General features: G+C 72.6%; 16 protein-coding genes. All 16 read left to right on the forward strand.

Annotated features, from left to right (window positions below):
• Positions 1 to 11 precede the first annotated feature (11 nt).
• Positions 12 to 341, forward strand: coding sequence for a DUF742 domain-containing protein (locus AB0E14_RS04835; protein ID WP_362412026.1), 330 nt, complete (start codon positions 12 to 14; stop codon positions 339 to 341).
• Positions 319 to 921 (forward strand): ATP/GTP-binding protein, encoded by a 603-nt coding sequence (locus AB0E14_RS04840; RefSeq protein ID WP_362412029.1) that lies wholly within the window; start codon positions 319 to 321, stop codon positions 919 to 921. The genes AB0E14_RS04835 and AB0E14_RS04840 overlap by 23 nt, the downstream gene beginning before the upstream one ends.
• Positions 918 to 2,108 (forward strand): cytochrome P450, encoded by a 1,191-nt coding sequence (locus AB0E14_RS04845; RefSeq protein ID WP_362412032.1) that lies wholly within the window; start codon positions 918 to 920, stop codon positions 2,106 to 2,108. The genes AB0E14_RS04840 and AB0E14_RS04845 overlap by 4 nt, the downstream gene beginning before the upstream one ends.
• 15 nt (positions 2,109 to 2,123) lie before the next feature.
• Positions 2,124 to 3,359 (forward strand): cytochrome P450, encoded by a 1,236-nt coding sequence (locus tag AB0E14_RS04850; RefSeq protein ID WP_362412036.1) that lies wholly within the window; start codon positions 2,124 to 2,126, stop codon positions 3,357 to 3,359.
• A gap of 20 nt (positions 3,360 to 3,379) precedes the next feature.
• Entirely contained in the window at positions 3,380 to 3,889 is a 510-nt protein-coding gene (locus AB0E14_RS04855; RefSeq protein ID WP_362412039.1) for a LuxR C-terminal-related transcriptional regulator, read from the forward strand.
• Complete coding sequence (locus AB0E14_RS04860; protein ID WP_362412042.1) at positions 3,886 to 4,269, forward strand: hypothetical protein; 384 nt, start codon at positions 3,886 to 3,888, stop codon at positions 4,267 to 4,269. The genes AB0E14_RS04855 and AB0E14_RS04860 overlap by 4 nt, the downstream gene beginning before the upstream one ends.
• Positions 4,269 to 4,547: a hypothetical protein gene (locus AB0E14_RS04865; RefSeq protein ID WP_362412045.1), complete on the forward strand. Its 279-nt coding sequence runs from the start codon at positions 4,269 to 4,271 to the stop codon at positions 4,545 to 4,547. The genes AB0E14_RS04860 and AB0E14_RS04865 overlap by 1 nt, the downstream gene beginning before the upstream one ends.
• Positions 4,548 to 4,919: 372 nt before the next feature.
• Positions 4,920 to 5,093, forward strand: a complete 174-nt coding sequence (locus AB0E14_RS04870; RefSeq protein WP_096624476.1) for an FxLD family lanthipeptide — start codon at positions 4,920 to 4,922, stop codon at positions 5,091 to 5,093.
• Between the two features lie 245 nt (positions 5,094 to 5,338).
• The gene (locus tag AB0E14_RS04875; RefSeq protein WP_362412397.1) at positions 5,339 to 8,269 is read left to right on the forward strand and encodes a lantibiotic dehydratase; all 2,931 of its coding nucleotides are present in this window, start codon (positions 5,339 to 5,341) and stop codon (positions 8,267 to 8,269) included.
• Positions 8,266 to 9,534: a lanthionine synthetase C family protein gene (locus AB0E14_RS04880; RefSeq protein WP_362412050.1), complete on the forward strand. Its 1,269-nt coding sequence runs from the start codon at positions 8,266 to 8,268 to the stop codon at positions 9,532 to 9,534. The genes AB0E14_RS04875 and AB0E14_RS04880 overlap by 4 nt, the downstream gene beginning before the upstream one ends.
• 17 nt (positions 9,535 to 9,551) lie before the next feature.
• Positions 9,552 to 11,627 (forward strand): methyltransferase, FxLD system, encoded by a 2,076-nt coding sequence (gene fxlM / locus AB0E14_RS04885; protein ID WP_362412053.1) that lies wholly within the window; start codon positions 9,552 to 9,554, stop codon positions 11,625 to 11,627.
• A gap of 73 nt (positions 11,628 to 11,700) precedes the next feature.
• Positions 11,701 to 12,858, forward strand: a complete 1,158-nt coding sequence (locus AB0E14_RS04890) for a hypothetical protein (protein ID WP_362412056.1) — start codon at positions 11,701 to 11,703, stop codon at positions 12,856 to 12,858.
• Positions 12,855 to 13,736: an endonuclease gene (locus AB0E14_RS04895; RefSeq protein ID WP_362412059.1), complete on the forward strand. Its 882-nt coding sequence runs from the start codon at positions 12,855 to 12,857 to the stop codon at positions 13,734 to 13,736. Before AB0E14_RS04890 ends, AB0E14_RS04895 begins: the two co-directional genes overlap by 4 nt.
• A gap of 161 nt (positions 13,737 to 13,897) precedes the next feature.
• Entirely contained in the window at positions 13,898 to 14,572 is a 675-nt protein-coding gene (locus AB0E14_RS04900) for a pentapeptide repeat-containing protein (RefSeq protein WP_362412062.1), read from the forward strand.
• 386 nt (positions 14,573 to 14,958) lie between these two features.
• Entirely contained in the window at positions 14,959 to 16,842 is a 1,884-nt protein-coding gene (locus AB0E14_RS04905; protein WP_362412400.1) for an ABC transporter ATP-binding protein, read from the forward strand.
• A gap of 71 nt (positions 16,843 to 16,913) precedes the next feature.
• Positions 16,914 to 18,383, forward strand: coding sequence for an NUDIX domain-containing protein (locus AB0E14_RS04910; RefSeq protein WP_362412065.1), 1,470 nt, complete (start codon positions 16,914 to 16,916; stop codon positions 18,381 to 18,383).
• The last annotated feature ends 11 nt before the right edge of the window (positions 18,384 to 18,394 follow it).

The following is an 18,394-nucleotide window of genomic DNA, read 5'->3' on the forward strand; positions in this document are numbered from 1 at the left end:
GGGACCCGGACATGGTGCGGCCCTTCGTACGGACCGGAGGGCGCGACCGCCCCAGCCGTCCGGACGTGCGCCTGGAGTCCTTGGTCCTCGCCGCGACCGGCCCGGCCGGCGGGCTGCGTCTGGACCACCGCCGGGTCCTGGCCCTGGCCCAGGGCGTACGGGGCGGCCTGGCGGTTGCCGAGATCGCCGCCGTCCTTCAGCTCCCGCCGTCCACCGTCCTGATCCTTGTCTGCGACCTGATGGACAGCGGCCACCTGAGCAGCCCCGTCAACGCCCGCGACGACCAGCCCGACATCGACATCCTCAGGGAGGTGCTCCATGGTCTACGAACCAAGGTCTGAGATCCGCCCCACCACCGCGGTGCACTCCGCGAAGATCGTCGTCGCGGGCGGCTTCGGCGTGGGCAAGACCACCTTCGTCGGGTCCGTGTCCGAAGTGCCGCCCCTGCACATGGACGAGCCGCTCACCCAGGCCGGTGCCAAAGTGGACGACCTCGCCGGCGCCCCGGAGAAGAAGACGACCACCGTCGGCGTCGACTTCGGCCGCATCCACATCAGCCCGACCCGGGTGCTGTACCTGTTCGGGACCCCGGGCCAGACCCGGTTCCGGCCGCTGTGGCAGAGCCTGATCGAGGGCGCTCTGGGCGCCCTGGTCCTCGTCGACACGCGCAACCTCGACGCCTCCCACGAGCACCTGGCCCTTCTGGAAGAGCACGCCGTCCCCTACGGCGTGGCGATCAACCGGTTCGACGGCGCCCCCGCATATCCACCCGAGGAGATACGCCAGGCCCTCGCCCTGGACGTGGACACCCCGCTGATCGAATGCGACGCGCGCGTGGGCCGCTCCGGCTACCTGGCCCTGATCGAACTCGTCACTTACCTGACCGTCCGTCACCTCCGCCCCCTGGAGCGCCGCCCGTGACCACCGCCCCACCGCCGCCCCGTATCGCGCTCTACGAGGCCGAGTTCGCCGCCGACCCGCACGCCGCCTACGCTGCGATGCGCCTCGCGTACGGGCCGCTCGTACCCGTCGACCTGGCGCCCGGCGTGCCCGCGACCCTGGTCATCGGCTACGACCAGGCCCGCCGCATCCTCAACGACGAGCTGCGCTTCCCCGCCGACCCGCGGGTGTGGGAGCAGGCGGTCCCCGACACCTGTCCCGTGCGGCCGATGATGGAGTACCGCCCCAACGCGCTGCGCTCGGCCGGCCCCGCGCACTCCCGCTACCGAGCGGCGAACGCCTCCGCACTCGACGCCGTCGACCAGCACCGCCTGCACGCCCTCGTCCAACGGGTCGTCGCCGAGACGCTCGCCGACTTCCGCGCCGCGGGCCGTGCCGATCTGCTGGCGCAGTTCGCATGGCCGCTCGCGTTCCGCATCCTCAGCGCGCTGCTGGGCTGCCCGGACGAGCTCGGCCTGCGCATCGCGAACGGCATGGCCAAGATCTTCGACGGGGTCAACGCGGCGGCCGGCAACCAGATGCTGGCCCAGGCCGTGTCCGAGCTCGTCGCCCTGCGCCGAAACCAGCCCGCCGAGGACATCACCTCCCGACTCATCGCCGACCCGGCCCGGCTCGACGACACCGAGATGGCGCACCAGCTCGTCACCCTGTACGGCGCCGGCATCGAACCGCTGACCAACCTGATCACCAACACCCTGCTGAAGATCCTCACCGACGAGGACTTCTGCGCGACCGTGCACTCCGCCAGCGCCTCCGTACGCGAAGTGCTGGACACCGTGCTCTACCGCGATCCGCCGCTGGCCAACTACTGCATCACCTACCCGTCGCAGCCCGTCCACCTCGACGGCATCCTGCTGCCCGCCCACCAGCCGGTCGTCATCTCCATGGCCGCGTGCAACAACGACCCCGCCCTGGAAGGAGGCGAATCCGGCGACCGGGCCCACCTGTCGTGGAGCACCGGCCCGCACGCCTGCCCGGCACGCTCCCTGGCCTACCTCATCGCCGAAACGGCCGTCACCGACCTGCTCGACGCGCTGCCCGAGATGGACCTCGACTGCCCTGCCGGCGAGCTGACCTGGCGCCCGGGCCCGTTCCACCGCGCGCTGACCCGGCTCCCGGTCCGCTTCCCCGCTCCCGCCGCAGCCTGAAGGAGAAGTCCTCCCATGCCCCAGCCCGCCACCCCGATCGTCCTCGACCCCACCGGCGCCGACCACCACGGCGAGCACGAACAGCTCCGCGGCCACGGCGCCGCGGTCCGCGTCGACATCCTCGGCGTGACCGCCTGGTCGATCAACGACCCCGCCCTGCTCAAGAGCCTGCTGAAGAACCCCGACGTCTCCAAGGACGCCCGCGCCCACTGGCCCGGCTACCAGGAAGCGATACAGACCTGGCCCCTCGCGCTGTGGATCGCCGTCGAGAACATGTTCACCGCGTACGGCGACGACCACCGGCGGCTGCGGCGCATGATCGCCCCCGCCTTCTCCGCTCGCCGCATCGACGCCCTGGCCCCCGTCGTCGAGACCATCGTTGAGGCGATCCTCGACGACCTCGAGGCGCTGCCCACCGGACAGAGCATCGACCTGCGCGAACACCTGGCCTACCCGCTTCCCCTCGCGGTCATCGGCCACCTCATGGGCGTCCCCACCGACCAGCGGGCCCACTTCCGCAGCGTCGTCGACGGCGTCTTCGATACCACCCTCACCGCCGACCAGGCCGCCACCAACACCAAGGACCTCTACAAGGTCCTGGACCAGCTCATCTCCACCAAGCGCGCCGCCCCCGGCGACGACATGACCTCCCTGCTCATCGCCGCCCGTGACGACGACGGAGACGGGCGCGGCCTGTCCGACGCCGAGCTCCGCGACACCCTCCTGCTGATGATCAGCGCCGGATACGAGACCACCGTCAACGTCCTCGACCAGGCCATCAGCCTCCTGCTGACCCACCCCGAACAGCTCGACCAGCTCCGCGCCGGCCACGCCGACTGGGCGGACGTCGTCGAGGAGACCCTGCGCCTGGAACCGGCCGTCAAGCACCTCCCGATGCGCTACGCCGTCAACGACATCGTGTTGCCCGACGGCCAGACCATCGCCAAGGGCGAGGCGATCCTCGCCTCCTACGCCGCGGCCAACCGGCACCCCGACTGGCACGGCGAGACCGCCGACGACTTCGACATCCGTCGGCCCGCCAAGGACCACCTCGCCTTCGGGCACGGCGTGCACTTCTGCCTCGGCGCCCCGCTCGCCCGGCTGGAGCTCGCCACCGGCTTGCGGAAGCTCTTCACCCGCTTCCCCGACCTCGAACTCGCCGTCCCCGCCGACCAGCTCAAGCCGCTCAGCTCCCTGATCAGCAACGGCCACGAGCAGCTGCCCGTCCGCCTCCGCCCGGCCGCGGCCTGACCACCCGACCAGGAATCCAGATGACCACCACCGTCGCAGCCCTGATCACTCCGCTCACCCGGGCTCAGAAGCGGGTCGCCGCCCACCTCGTGTGCGGGCTCACCAACCCGGAGATCGCGCGTGAGGAACACCTGTCCGGCGACACGGTGAGCTCCCACGTCCGGGTGATGCGCGAGAGCCTGCACTGCCCTCCGCGCTCCTCCCGTGCGGTTCTCGCCCATGCCCTCCTCAGGCACCAGCAGGTTCCCCCGCCCCCGTCCCCGCTGCTGCGCCGCGCCTTCGAGCCGGACGCGGACGACCTGCTGCTCATCCGCGCCATCGCCGAGCACTCCCGACCGGACGACATCGCCCGCGCAGCGCGCATCCCGGCCGGCGAACTCCGTACCAGGACCGACGGCCTCGTACGCAGGGCGGGCGCCAGCAACGCGGCGCACCTCATCGGGCTGGCCCGCACCTACGGCATCCTCGGCGGCGAAGGAACCACTACCGCCGAGCAGCCTGACAGCGGGACCGCCGGAGCGGCGCGATGAACACCATCACCCCCGGCACCACTGCCTCCGCCGGCGCGGCAGTCGACCGCGACGGCCGGGCGACGTGGGCGTACGAGATGCGGCCGATCGTGACGGCCGTCGACCGCGAGGCGGCCGCCGCTCTCGTCCAGGACCGCGGCCTGTGGCTCGCCCGGCGCGGCCTCGATGCGCCCGCCCTCCACGTCGCCGCCTTCCGGGACCACCGTACGGAGGCGGTCGGCCTGTACGAGCACGACGACGGGGACGAAGTCCTCGTCGGCTGCCTCCTTCTGCACCGGCAGCCGGACCTGCGGTCGTGGGCCGTCGACGACCCGGCTCCGGCCCTGAAGTCTCACTGGCCCACACCGCGCTTGGCCGCACCGACCGTGTCGGATGGCTGATGAGGCTGTGGCTCGCCGACTATGCGGCCCGCACCGGCATCGACTGCGTGTACGCCGAGGCCCCGGGCCGGAGCACCGTATCCGGCGGAACCGACGGCCGGCTCCTGGGGCATCTGCGCGACCTCGGCTGGGACGTGCTCGGCTCCGGCCGCAACCCGGACGGCCATCGGGTCGCCCGGCTTCGGCTTGCCGCCGCGCCGTCGCCCGGCCTGGCCGTGCTCATCTACTGCACAGTTCCCGCCGCGACACGGCGCGGGCTCGAGGAGGACGCGCGATGAGTACCCTCACGCGGCCCGGCCGGACTCGTGCCGCCCCCGGGCCGGGCTCTGCCCCCGGGCGTGGGCGCTCCACCCGGCCCCGGCCGCGCCGCCGTGGCGAGGGCCCGGCTGGGGGGGTCCGGTCCTCCCTCCGACGGTCCGTCCGGCGAGCAGCAGCGCTACGAGGTAGGCGCCTACGGCCTGCCCCTGCGCAGCCGCCCCTCCGCCCCCGGCCCGCCTGCCCAGGTGAGACCGGAAAAGCTTCCCGCCGCGGCTTCGCGTCGGGTTGGCCAGAACCCGGCGGACGGAGCCAGCCCTCCGGCTACGCTCCGGCCTCCCGCCTCTGGCAGCGCCACCAAGTCAGCAACACCCATCTATCAACGAGGAGTTGACATGACGCGCAACATCGCGCAGAGCACCACCCAGGTCCAGGAGCCCGTGGCCCAGGAGGACGGGTTCACCCTGAACGTCAGCCTGCTGGAGGTCTCCGACGCCGCCGGGCTGACCAACCTGACCGACGACAACTGCGGCACCACCTGCGGCGCCTGCACCACCAACGTCGCCTGACCTGGGCCATCCGGCCTAAACCTGGCCAGGGCCGCCACACCGATGGTGCGGCGGCCCCGGCCGCCCTTCCCGCCCGGCTCAAGGAGGCATTCGTGACTGCACCACCGGCATTCCGGGCCGGCGCGACCGCCCTCGTGCGTGCCGTCGCACGACCGGCCCCGGCCGAGACTCCCTTCCCGGACTTCGACGACCGCCCCCTCCCCAACGCCGGTCAGGAAGACATCACCGCCAGCCGTCTCGCGTGGGTGCGCGCCGTCTGGAGCGAACCCGCCCTGGCCGAGGCCGTGCGGCACGCCAGCCCGGACCTGGGGGCCCAGGTCGAGACTCTGTGCGCGTCCCCGGCTCCCTCCGGGCGCGACGTGCGGCGCGTCGGGCTCTCCCTGGTCCGTTACCTGCTTCGGGCAGGGCACCGGGCCACGCCGTTCGGTCTGTTCGCCGGCGTCACCACCGCCGCCTTCGGCGACAGGACGGCCGCCGTCTGGGGCGAGGACCATGTGGTCGTCGCGCGGGCCGGCGCCGAGTGGCTGTCCCGGCTGGTCGAGCAACTGGAGGAGAGCGGAGAGCTGCTGCCGTGGCTGTCCGTCATGGTGAACAACACGGCCTTCGTACGGGACGGGCGCCTGATCGTCCCGTACCAGGACGACGGGCGGCGGGCGGTGGAGGCGTCGATCGAGCTGTCCGCCCCGGTGCGCAGCGCCCTTGCCGCAGCGGAGGAGCCGGTCCGGTTCGAGGACCTGGCCGAGAAGCTGGGCGCGGAGTTCCCTGGTGTGGTGCCCGAGCGGGTCCACGGGCTGCTGGTAGGGCTGATCCGGCGGCGCGTACTGATCACGAACCTTCAGGCGCCGGCCACCGAGACCGACGCCCTCGGCTACGTCCTCGCCCAGCTCGACGCGGCCCGGGCCGACGCCCTCGCCCCGCTCGTCGGCACGGTCAGAGACCTCCGCGCCGTCCACGCGGCGCTGCCGAAGTGCGCCTCGGCGGATGACCGGGAGGAGGTGGCCGCCCGGATGCGGCGGCTGGTACCGGGCCTTCGCCGCCACCCGCTGGCACTCGACCTCCGCCTCGACGCACACCTCCGGCTCCCCGACGAAGTGGCGCGCGAGGTCGAGCGGGCCGCCACAGTCCTCACCCGGCTCAGTGCCCGCCCGTACGGGGGGCGCGGGCTGGGTGAGTACCACCAGCGGTTCTACGAGCGGTACGGCATCGGCACGATGGTGCCCCTCCTCGATGTCGTCGCCGACAGCGGCATCGGCTACCCCGCCGGCTACCCCGGGGCCCCGGCAGGCGCCCGCCGACGTCGGATCTCCCCCCGGGACGACGTGCTGGTCCGCCTCGCCCAGGCCGCCGCGCTCGACAGGCACGACGAGGTGGTGCTCACCGACGAGATGGTGGACGCCCTGGACGTGGGGCCGAAGGAACCGCGAGTGCCGCCGCACCTGGAGGTCGGCGTGCGGCTGCACGCGGCGAGCGTCGAAGAGGTGCAGCGCGGCCGGTTCACCGTGGAGGTCACGAGCGTGTCCCGTGGCGCCGGGGTGAGCACCGGCCGCTTCGCCAGCGTCCTGAATCCCGCCGCGCGGAAGGCGCTGTGCGCGGAGCTGGCCGACCTGCCCGCCGCCGATTTCGGCACTGACCCCGCCCAGCTCTCCTTCCCTCCGCTGCTGCCCGACACCGCGCACGTCACCCGGACCCCCCGCGTCCTGCCGCTGCTGATCAGCCTGCAAGAGCACCGGCCGCCCGCCCCGGACGTGCTCACTGCGGCCGATCTCGCGGTGGCCTGCGACGGCCGCCGGATGTACCTGGCCGCCCCGGCTCTCGGCCGTCGCATCGAGGCCGTGGGCATGCACGCGCTCAACCTCACCGAGCACACCCCGCCGCTGGCCCGGCTGCTCACCGAGCTCTCGCGCGCCCAGTGCGCCCAGGTGACCACCTTCGACTGGGGCGCCGCCGCGATGGCGCCGTTCCTCCCGCGCCTGCGCTACGGCCGCATCGTGCTCTCCCCGGCCCGGTGGCGGCTGGAAGCGGCCGACCTGCCCGGCCGGGACCGGCCCACGGCGGAATGGAACCTCGCGCTCGGCGAGTGGCGCAGCCGTCGACGCCTGCCTCAGCACGTGCAGCTCGTCCAGGGCGACCGGCTCCTCCCCCTCGACCTCGCCCAGGCCGCCCACCGCAGTCTGCTGCGTCGGCACCTCGACCGCGCCTCGGCCGTGGTGCTCACCGAGGCGGCCGGGCCGCAGGCGTACGGCTGGAGCCAGGGCCGGGCCCACGACATCATCGTCCCCCTCAAGGCGACCCGGTCCGCCGCGTGGCCGCCGCTGCCCCAGCCGACCCCTGCCCGCACCCTCACGCGGGCCCAGTCGCAGACGCCGGGCGCGTCCTCGGTGCTACTGGCCGCCCTGTACGGGGACCTGCGCCGCCAGGACGCCGTGCTGGCCCAGCACGTCCCCGAACTCATCCGGGAGCTCGGATCTCCTCCGTGGTGGTTCATCCGCTTCCGCGACCCCGACCAGCACCTTCGCCTGCGCATCGCCCTGCCGGACCCCGATGGCTTCGCGGACGCCGCCCGTACGGTGAGCGCGTGGGCCGACGAACTGCGCACGGCCGGGCTGCTGGCGGACCTGCGCTACCCCACTTCTTACCGGGAGATGGGCCGCTGGGGCTCCGGGCGCGCGTGGGACGCCGCCGAGGAGGCGTTCCGGGCGGACTCGCGGGCCGTCGTCACCCAGCTCTCCCAGCTCCGGCGCCCGCAGCAGCGCACGCTGGTGGCCGCCCACACCTTCGCGATCACCTCGGCGTTCCTCGGCAATACGCAGGCCGGCGCGCGCTGGCTGATCGACCACATCCCGCACCGGACGCCGGAACCGATCCCAAGGCCGCAGTTCACCGAGGCCGTCCGCCTGGCCGACCCACACGACGACTTTGCCGCGCTCCGTGCAGTCCCTGGCGGCGAGGCGATCGTGGCGGGCTGGGCCGACCGTACCGCCGCGCTTGCCGCCTACCGCGAGCACCTGCCGGGCCCGGACACCGAGGGCATCGCACTGGACGACGTCCTGACCTCCTTGCTGCACACCCACTTCGTACGGCACGTCGCGGTCAACTTCCCCGAGGAGGAGATCTGCCTCCACCTCGCCCGCGCCGCAGCCCTAGCCTTCAACGCCCGCCCCAGGAGGACCCGGTGAACCACGAGGCCACCCTCGCACTGTCCGCGGGCATCGCCGACCGCCTCGCCCACCCCAGCACCGCGCCCGCCATGGTGAGCATGCAGGCCGCCCGGCAGCACCTTGCTCTCGGGCCGATCGGCATCGCTCTGCTGCACATCGAGCGGGCCGCGGCCGGCCTCGGGCCCTGGCAGCGCGCCCACGACTGGCTCGCGGCCGCCGCCCGCCGGCCGTTCACCAGCGGCGCCGACAGCCACCCCTTCTACGGCGCCCCCGCGCTCGCGCACGTCCTGGCCTGCGCCGCCGAAGGGCTCCCCGGCGCCTACGAACGCGACCTCGCCCTGCTGGACCGGCAGATCCTCGACGACGTCCAACGCCGCCTGGACGCCGCGCACCGCCGGATCGACACCGGACAGCTCCCGGCGCTCGCCGAGTTCGACGCGATCCGCGGGCTGACCGGCTTCGGCGGCTACCTCCTGCGCCGCGACCCGGCGGGCCCGGCCCTGCGATCGGTCCTCGACTACTGCGTACGCCTGACCGAACCGATCACCCACGAAGGGGACACCCTGCCGGGGTGGTGGACGCTCACCGGGCCCTCCGGGCGGCCGGACGATCGCTTCCCCGGCGGCCACGGCAACTCCGGCATGGCCCACGGCATCGGCTCCGTCCTGGCTCTGCTCGCGCTCTGCGCCCGTCGCGGCATCACGGTCAGCGGCCACCGCCAGGCCCTGCGCACCATCCTGGCCTGGCTCGACCGCTGGGCCACCGCCACCTCACAGGACCGGACCTGGCCGTACTGGGTCACCCGCGACGAGCTGCGCACCGGCCGGCTCGCGCCCGCCGGGCCCCGGCGTCCCTCGTGGTGCTACGGAACCGCCGGCATAGCGCGTGCCCAGCAGCTCGCCGCCCTCGTGCTCGTCGATCCCGCCCGCCGAGCGGTCGCCGAGAACGCCCTCCTGGACGCTCTCACCGACCCCGCCCAGCTGTGGGCCACCACGGACTTTGGCCTGTGCCACGGCTTTGCCGGACTCGCCCACCTCACCGTCCGTACTGCCGCCGACGCCGCGCCCGAGACCGCGAACCGGCTCCGCGCCGTTCTGCCCGACCTGTTGGCCGCCCTGCTGCCGCTCGGCTCGAAACCCGAGGAGGCCGGTGCGGCACTCGTCGACAGCCCGGCCGGCGCCGGGCTCCTCGACGGCGCCGCCGGTATCGGGCTCGGCCTCCTCGCCGCTTCCGGTACCGCCCCGCCCCACACCCACTGGGACGCCTTCCTGCTCGTCGCCTGACCTCCGAGAGGACCTTGATGCCCGCCGATCACTGGCAGCAGCACCAGATCACCTTCCCCGACCGGCAGACCGCGCGCGCCGCCATCGCCGACCGCCTCGCCCCCGTCCTGAGCGAGGCTGAAGCCGACAGGCAGCTCAGCGGCTGGTGGTTCATGAACAAGCAGCCCTGGCCGCTGCGGTACCTGGCCGACCAGCCTGCCCCGGCCGTCACGGCGCTGCTGGACGACCTGGTCGCGGACGGCATCGCGTCCTCCTGGACGAGTGGGATCTACGAGCCGGAGACCGACGCCTTCGGCGGCCCGGCAGCCATGGCGGCCGCGCACGACCTCTTCCACGAGGACAGCCGCCACCTCCTCGCCTACCAGGCAGGCCTTGGACACCTGGACCGCGCGGAGATGGCCGTCCTGCTGCTGAGCAGCCTGATGCGCGCCGCGAACCTCGACTGGTTCGAGCAGGGCGACGTGTGGAGCAAGGCCGCCGCCCTGCGCCCCGGCACCTCGGCTCCCGGCCTTTCCGAGACCCTGCTGCCGGCGATGCGGAAGCTGATGACCACCGAGGCGCGCAGCCTGTGCCGGGCGGGCGGGCCGCTGGACGGCCACGCGCAGTGGATCGCCGCGTTCGAACGGGCGGGTACAGCCCTCGCCCGCCTCGCCGCGCAGGGCGAACTGACCCGCGGTCTGCGCGCCGTCATCACCCACCACGTGATCTTCCACGCCAACCGTGCCGGCCTGCCTGCCGCAGACCAGCACACCCTGTTCCACATCGCACGAGAGGCAGTCATGGGATCGAGTGACAACACCGCGTCCACCCAGGCGAACACCCCCGCCGCCGATAGCGTCAGCGCGGTGAACACCGACACGCTCACCACACCCGAAGCCGACGCCGAGCGCCTGCGCAACGCCCTGGTCGACCAGATCAAGACCGAAGGCCACGCCCGCACCCCCGAGGTCGAGGACGCCCTGCGCACGGTCCCGAGGCACCGGTTCGTCCCCGACGCGCCGCTCACCGACGCCTACGCCAACGCGCCGGTGAACATCAAGTACGACACCGACGGCACGTCGATCTCCTGCGCCTCCCAGCCCAGCGTCGTCGCCCTCATGCTCGACCAGCTCCAGGCCCAGCCCGGCGAGCGCATCCTCGAACTCGGTGCCGGCACCGGCTACAACGCCGCCCTGATCGGCCACCTCGTCGGTCCCGACGGACACGTCACCACCATCGACGTCGACGACGACCTCGTCGAAGGCGCCCGCGCCCACCTCGCCGACACCGGCTTCACCAACGTCCAGGCCCTCACCCGCGACGGCGCCCTCGGCCACGCCGAGGGCGCACCCTACGACCGGATCATCGCCACCGTCGGCGCACACGGCATCCCGCCCGCCTGGCTCGAACAGCTCGCCCCCGGTGGCCGGCTCGTCACCCCCCAGCGTCTCAAGGGCAGCGTCTCGCGCTCCATCGTCTACCAAGAGCGCGACGGCCGCTGGATCTCATCCGGCTCGCAGATGAACACCTTCATGCCGCTGCGGCGCGGCATCGCCGACGACGACCGCCGCGTCATCCCCCTCTCCACGCAGAGCACCGTGCGCCTCCAGGCCCCCGCCGGGCAGCAGATCGACGCCGACGCCCTCGCCGGCGTCCTGGAACAGCCGCAGACCGAGCAGTGGACCGGGATGAAGGTCCGCGCCATGGAGAGCCCGGAGTGGATGGAGCTCTTCGTCTCCTGCTCCCTGCCCTCCGGTCTGATCCGCATGCTGTTCCCGCAGGACGCCAAGGGCACCGTGCTCACCGAGGACCCCTACCCCTCCTCCACGGCCGCCGTGGACAAGGGCGCGCTCACCTACCTCACCCGGCGCCTGCTGGACGAGAAGACACCCGAGGGCGGCAAGCTCTGGGAGTTCGGCGTCGTCGGCCACGGCCCCGGCAGCGAGGAACTCGCCTCCCAGGTCGCCGACACCATCCGCATCTGGGACCGCGAGTACCGCGGCCGGGAAGCCACCTTCGAGCTCCTGCCGCTCGACGCGCCCCCCATCGACCAGCAGCCCGGCACGTTCGTCCTCGACACTCCACTCAACCGCGTCCTCGTCACCTGGCAGTAGCCCCCCGGCGCGGGCCCGCCGACCGACGGCGGGCCCGCAGCCCCACTCGCCGTTCCCTTCCCCGGGAGTTCCCATGGACCCGTACGCCTCCATAGCCCGGCGCTTCCCCCTCATCTCCCGCTTCCGCCCCGCCTGCCTGCCGCTCAACCAGCGCGTCCGCGCCCTGGTCGAGCTCGCCGCCACGGCCCAGACGAAGGCGGACCAGGGCCTGGCATCCGCGGTCTACAACCAGGCCGCGCTCCTCGCCTCCGACCTCGGCCTGCCCGACCTCGCCCGCCAGTGGTGCCACCAGCACGCCGCCGCCTACCTCCACGCCACCCCCCTTCCCGGCATGACCGCGATCCGAGCCCTCGAACCCGTCGTCAACCTCGCCCGCCTCCAGATCCGCGCCGGCAACACCGACGACGGCCGCCACCGCCTCCTCGACCTCTTCGACGCCGTCAGCAACGCCGCCCCCGCAGAGTTCGAAGGCGTCCGCATCCCCGCGAAGCTGACCACCAGCGACACCGACCGCGACGAGGTACGCGCCTGGCTGTGGCGGGTGATCCTCGCCGACGGCACCCGCACCCTGACCACCGCCGGCCGCTGGACCGAGGCCCTGGCCCACATCGAGAAACACCACGGCCTCGGACTTCGGATGCTGGACGGCCGGCAGGCCGCCGTACTCGCCGTCCTCCACGGCGACCCGGACCATGCCACCGGCCTCGTCGCCGAGACGACACCAGGCGAACCCTGGGAGAACGCCGTCACCATTTGCCTGGCCGTGATGTGCCACCGAGCCGCCCACCGCCCCGTCGACGACCTGCTCCCCGAGCTGGTGAACAGCTACGTGCAGCGCGAACCCGATATCGGTACGACCGTCTTCGACACACGCCTCGGGCTGACCGTCCTGGACCTCCTCGACCAGCCCGACAGCCCCGCAGCACACCTCGTCGCCGAGGAACTGCACCGTCGAACCATGGCCGCGACCGACGGCTACGCCGCCCGCGAATGCCTAGCCAACCCCCGCTTCACCAACCTGATCTCCTCCGGGAAAACGAACGCTGCCCGCGACCTGGTCCACGCCTGCGGGCTGGACGACGGAGGGCTCCCTCAGACCTTGGCCGACAGGTTGGTCCATGCGCTTCGGGCCAGCAGCGGAGTGATCCGTGAAAGCGTGGCGTCCTTACGACCCGTTCAGCAGACGCCCCAGAGCGAGGCGTTCCTCGACGAGAAGGGCGCCGCCCGATGAGCGCCCCCGCTGAGCAGCTGTCCCTGATCACCCCGGACGAACCCTCGCACGCTCCGGCCGACGACGCCGTACGGCTGCTGCTGTTCAACGCCCAGCACGCCTCCCCGGACCGCTCCCGCCGCCAGGCCGCCTGGGTCGCCGCCCAAGAGAACGCGGACATCGCCATCTTCACCGAGGTGTCCTCCACTCAGGGCGGTGCCGCTCTCGTCGCCACGCTCGGCGAGCGCGGGTACACCACCGTGATCGCCCCGCAGCCGGCGGAAGCCGACTACCGCACGGTCATCGCCTGCCGCACCGCCGACGCCCAACCAGTCCAGAGCCCGGTCGCCGTCACGCCCCACCGGGCCCCGGCGGCCTGCGCCACGACCGGCGGCCACGACATCGGCGTCCTCGGTCTGTACGTCCCCTCCCGCGGCCCCAGAGAGCACCACAACGTCGCCAAGCGCGCCTTCCAGGACTCGGTCAGCGAGGCCCTGCCGAAGCTCTCCGCCGCCTTCCCGGACATGGCCGTCATCGTGGCCGGGGACCTCAACGTCATCGAACGCGGTCACCAGCCCCCGCACAAGATCTTCGGCGCCTGGGAGTACGCCTTCTACGACTCCTTCCAAGCCGCTGGCCTCACCGACGCCTTCCGCCATCTGCACCCCGACAAGATCACTCACTCCTGGTACGGGCGCACCGGCGGCGGCTTCCGCTTCGACCACCTCTTCGTCTCCACTCGCCATGCCGACCGCGTACTCGCCTGCGACTACCACCACCAGGCCCGCGAGGCGGGCCTTACCGACCACGCGGTCATGACGCTGCGCCTCGCGGTTGCCCGGCCCCCGGTCCCGGGGTCCGAGGCCGGCAGCCACGGCCGCCATCAGGAGACGCGCTGACGCTTCGGGCACCGCCCACCGCCCGCACGCTGGCCCGAGAGACGCCAGGACCGGTGCGGCCGCCCTCCGGCAGGTCTCCACCGGAGCAGAGAAGTCCCAGCCCCCGCAGGCGCCGGGGCGGCCCGACGACCGGCCGCCCGGGAGCAGAGCAAGGAGTGTCCATGAGCACCCGTACCTTCGGCACCGCCACAATCACCCTGCCCGACCTGGACGAGCCGGGCCTCTACCTCACAGGCATCGACACCCTGGACAACCCGCGGGGTGCCGTCCAGGACTTCGCCTTCGGCGACACGGACCTCCGCTCCCTCGACCTTTCCGACACGCGGCTCGTCACCGGCCGCATCCACGGCGTCCGCGCCCAGCACGTCGGCTTCGAGAACCTGAACCTGCACGGCGTGGAGATCGTCGGCAGCGATCTCCGCGCGGTGCGCTGGAAGGAGAGCAAGCTGACCCGTGTCGTCATCCTGGACACCAAGCTGCTTGTTGCCGCGCTGGACGGCCTGGTCCTGGACCACGTCCTTTTCGAGAACTGCCGACTCGACTACGCGACCTTCGCCAAGGTCCGCGCCACCGGCCCCGTCGCGTTCGCCGGCTGCGTCCTCACCGAGGCCACCTTCACCGACTGCGATCTCTCCGATGTCGTCTTCTCCGAGTGCGGGCTCCGCCTCACGGGATTCGGTCCCGGCCGCTACCGGGACACCGACCTACGCGGCAACGACCTCTCCACAGTGCGCGGCATCACCCACCTCACCAGGGTCCGCATCGGCCCGGGCCAGCAGCACGACCTCATCCAGGCCTTGGTGACCGAACTCGGCATCACCGTCGAAGGCGACTGAGTGCATCGATCGCGAGCCTCCGTCACCCACATGCAGCCGCAGCGCCCGACCATCGGCGTTTCGGCCAATCCGCCCCGGCCGCGTGCTCTTACGCGGCAAGGGTCGGTGCACCGTGCAGCTGCGGAGAACCGCTCAACCCCGGGCAAGGAAACCCGTCCGAAAGCGCATGTGTTCGAAATCGCTGCGGCGTCGTTGAACACGCCGACACCACCATCACGTCCACGAGAGGGAACACGTTGACGACAGCCGAACCAGCCAGCGACGAGACCGAGAACCCGCCGAAGGCCCCCGTCCCGGACGGTATCTCGGACGCCGAGCGGGAGCTGTACGGCGGCCGGCTGCGCTACGACCAGTCATACGTCCGGCACGAAGGCCCGCTCACCCGGATGAAGTTCGGCCACATGGCAGCCGCGCTTCCCCGCATGGTGGCCATGGTGCTGCGCACCGGCTGGCAGACGGACCGGCGGGCGCTCGCCGGTCTCGTGGCGGCGCAGCTCGGGCAGGGCGTGACCGCCGGTTGGGGTCTGGTGGCGGTCAACAGCGTGCTCACCCGGTTGTTCGCCGACGGTCCGACCGCGGACAAGCTCCGCGACGCGTTGCCGTCGCTGGTGGTGCTCTCGGTCGCGGCGGTGGCGACCGCGGTGCTGGCGGCGTGGTCGACGGCGATGTCGGGCCGGCTGGAGCCGCAGGTGGAGCGGGCGGTGTCCGCCCGGTACTACACGGCCGTCACCCACGTCGAGGTGGAGGCGACCGAGCGGCCGGAGGTCCAGCGGGTCTTGGAGGCAGGGAAGTTCGGCACGGACTCGGCCCGCAGCATGCTCCGGCTGTCGGTCGGCGTGGGCAGCGTGGTGATCGGTATGGCGGCGGCCGCGGTCGTGCTGGCGTCGCTGCACTGGGCGTTGTTGCCGATGCTGCTGGCGATTGCCCTGCCCAAGGGGTGGGGAGCGGTTCGCTCCGCGCGCCGTGACTACCTGTCCCGCCTGAACTGGGTCGACCACCGGAGGGCGATCGCCTCCCTGCTGGCCTACCTCACCCGCCCGCACGCGGCCGGTGAGCTCCGCGTGCACGCCGCCGGTGCGAAGCTGCTGTCCAGCTACGAGGAGATGTCGAGGCAGACGGAGGCGGAGCAGCGGCGCCTGGCCCGGGCGCAGGCGTCCACGGACCTGGTCGCCGGAGGCCTCGCCGGCCTCGCGTCGCTGGCCTGCTACGGGGTGCTGTGGTGGCTCCTGGCGTCCGGCGGTCTGCCGCTCGCGGTCGGCGGGACCGCGGTGATCGCCATCCGTACCTCGACGGCGCGGCTCACGTCGCTCGTGCAGCAGGTCAACCGGCTCTACGAGGAGCTGCTGTTCCTCACCGACACCGAGGACGCCATCAAGATCGCCGGGGAGAACGCCATCCCGAACTCCGGGACGCCGCTGCCCGCGCCGGTGCGACAGGTGCGGACGGAGGCGGTGTCGTTCACCTACCCGGGCGCCGACGGCCCGTCCCTGAAGGGCGTGAGCGTGCAGGTTCCCCGGGGGAAGGTGACAGCCCTGGTGGGGGCGAACGGCTCGGGGAAGACCACGCTCACCAAGGTGCTGGCCGGACTCCTCCTGCCTACGGAAGGAAGCGTGTGGTGGGAGGGCGAGTCGGGCGAACCGGTTGAGCTCCGCGAGGCGGACCGTGCCCAGGTGTTCGCCGCGGTCGGGGTGCTGGCGCAGGACTTCCCGCGCTGGGAGATGACGGCGGCCGCGAACGTGGCCATCGGCGCCGGCGACCGCCCCCGGGACATGGACCGCGTCCGCCAGGCCGCCAAGGAGGCAGGTGTGCTCGACCTGATCGAGGGCCTGCCGCACGGCTGGGACTCGATCGTCTTCAAGGGATACGAGCGAGGTGTCCAGCTCTCGGGCGGCCAGTGGCAGAAGCTGGGGGACGCTCGAACAAGGTACCGGCAGGCGCCGTTCCTGCTGGTCGACGAGCCGACCTCGGCACTGGATCCGCATGCGGAGATCGCCTCGTTCCAGGGGCTGTGGTCCCTGGCCGAGCAGGGGCACGCGGTCGTCCTCGTCACCCACCGGCTCGCCGCGACCATGAACGCCGACCACATCTACGTCCTCGACCAGGGGCGCGTCGTCGAAGACGGTACGCACGACGAGCTCATGGCCCGCCCGGGCGGCCTGTATGAGGGGATGTTCACCGCCCAGGCCGCCCAGTACGGAATCGCGCCCGCGGCCGACATGCTTCCCGGCCCCCGCCGCGTCCAGCCGTCCGACCACGAGACGGCGAGCTGACCCACCCACGCGAGCCCCACCAGCCCGGCCCCGCAGCACCCCGCCCCTACGTCGAAGGCGAGACAACGCTCATGCCCCCCAGCTCCTCCTCGATCCGCAAGACCGTCGAGGCGTACCTCGCCCGCCACCCCGGCGAGCGGGAGGCCCTGTCCGGGCTGCTCGCCGCCCTGGACCAGCCCGCCGACGTGACGGCGCGGACGACGCTGCCCGGGCACGTCACGTGCAGCGCCGTCGTGATCGACCGGCAGGGCCGGGTGCTGCACATCCGGCACCGGGCCACCGGCGGCCTCATGCTCGCCCCGGGCGGCCACATCGAGCCCGCCGACCGGACACTGCTCGCCGCGGCGCTGCGCGAGGTGTCGGAGGAGGCCGGGATCGCGCCGGGCGTCCTGTGCCTGACCCGGCAGCTGCTCGGCTCTCCGATCGACATCGACGTCCACGACATCGACGGCAACCCGGCCAAGGGCGAACCGGCCCACCGCCACTACGACGTCCGCTACGTTTTCTACCTCGCCGGCGAGGAGCCGCCCGCGATCGCGCTGCAGGACGCGGAGGTGTCCGGCGCCCAGTGGCTCCCGCAGCCGGAGGTCACCTCGCCGACGCTGCGCGCGAAGCTCCTCCAGGCGCGGCTGGACGGCCAGCCGGAACCGGTGAACGCCTCCGCTCTGATCCACGACGGGGCGGGCCGCTACCTGCTCCACTTGCGCGACCACAAGCCCGGCGTCATCTGGGAGTCGGGGGCGTTCGCCCTCCTCGGCGGCGGCCGTACGCACGACGACCAGAGCCTTGAGGCCACGTTGCAGCGGGAGCTGTCCGAGGAGGTACCCGACCTCCGCCTCGAGGACCTCACGCCCTACGCCGTGGAGGACGCCACCAGCATCGACGGCCTCAGCGTCCCCGTCCGGGTCTTCGCCGGCCGATGGCGTGGCAACCCGGACCGGCTCCGGCTACACGAGGGCGTGCTGCTGCACTGGTTCACGCCCGACGAACTGGACCGGCTGCGGCTGAGCCCCGCAACCCGTGCTCTGATTCGCCGGCACGCGGCCGAGAATCCTCCGGACGACGGCCGGGCCGTGGCTCCTCCCGTGTGGGACGGGGGCGACCGGGTGGTGCTGAACGGCGTCGGGGTCCACCTCCACCTCGAAGACGACGAAGGCCGGGTGCTGCTCGGCCTGCGTCACCCCGATTCGAAGTACGCGGGCGACACCTGGCACTACCTCGCTGGGCGGTGCGAGCAGGAGTCCGCCCTCGCGTGCCTGGTCCGCGAGGCGCGCGAAGAGGCGGGACTGGTCATCGACCCCGCTGACGTCGAACTCGCGCACGTCGTCCACGTCGTCGACAGCCCGGACAGCCTGCCCTTGATGCAACTCGTCTTCCGGGCGCACCGGTGGGAGGGCACTCCGGAAGTCCGTGAGCCCGACAAGTGCCTGACCTGGAAGTGGTGGCCGACACACGAGCTTCCGGATCGCCTTGTCTCCTACACCCGGACCGCCATCAGCGATATCGCCAAGGGCCGTGCCTTCTCCCAGATGGGCTGGTGAACAGCGTGCGT

Source organism: Streptomyces sp. NPDC047981 (assembly GCF_040653315.1).
In the GTDB taxonomy this organism is placed as follows: Bacteria; Actinomycetota; Actinomycetes; order Streptomycetales; family Streptomycetaceae; genus Streptomyces.

Coding starts and splice junctions, on each gene's coding strand:
- AB0E14_RS04835 (WP_362412026.1), top strand. CDS start 12: ATGGTGCGGCCCTTCGTACGGACCGGAGGGCGCGACCGCCCCAGCCGT.
- AB0E14_RS04905 (WP_362412400.1), top strand. CDS start 14,959: ATGAAGTTCGGCCACATGGCAGCCGCGCTTCCCCGCATGGTGGCCATG.
- AB0E14_RS04910 (WP_362412065.1), top strand. CDS start 16,914: ATGCCCCCCAGCTCCTCCTCGATCCGCAAGACCGTCGAGGCGTACCTC.
- fxlM (WP_362412053.1), top strand. CDS start 9,552: ATGCCCGCCGATCACTGGCAGCAGCACCAGATCACCTTCCCCGACCGG.
- AB0E14_RS04900 (WP_362412062.1), top strand. CDS start 13,898: ATGAGCACCCGTACCTTCGGCACCGCCACAATCACCCTGCCCGACCTG.
- AB0E14_RS04840 (WP_362412029.1), top strand. CDS start 319: ATGGTCTACGAACCAAGGTCTGAGATCCGCCCCACCACCGCGGTGCAC.
- AB0E14_RS04860 (WP_362412042.1), top strand. CDS start 3,886: ATGAACACCATCACCCCCGGCACCACTGCCTCCGCCGGCGCGGCAGTC.
- AB0E14_RS04895 (WP_362412059.1), top strand. CDS start 12,855: ATGAGCGCCCCCGCTGAGCAGCTGTCCCTGATCACCCCGGACGAACCC.
- AB0E14_RS04865 (WP_362412045.1), top strand. CDS start 4,269: ATGAGGCTGTGGCTCGCCGACTATGCGGCCCGCACCGGCATCGACTGC.
- AB0E14_RS04850 (WP_362412036.1), top strand. CDS start 2,124: ATGCCCCAGCCCGCCACCCCGATCGTCCTCGACCCCACCGGCGCCGAC.
- AB0E14_RS04870 (WP_096624476.1), top strand. CDS start 4,920: ATGACGCGCAACATCGCGCAGAGCACCACCCAGGTCCAGGAGCCCGTG.
- AB0E14_RS04890 (WP_362412056.1), top strand. CDS start 11,701: ATGGACCCGTACGCCTCCATAGCCCGGCGCTTCCCCCTCATCTCCCGC.
- AB0E14_RS04855 (WP_362412039.1), top strand. CDS start 3,380: ATGACCACCACCGTCGCAGCCCTGATCACTCCGCTCACCCGGGCTCAG.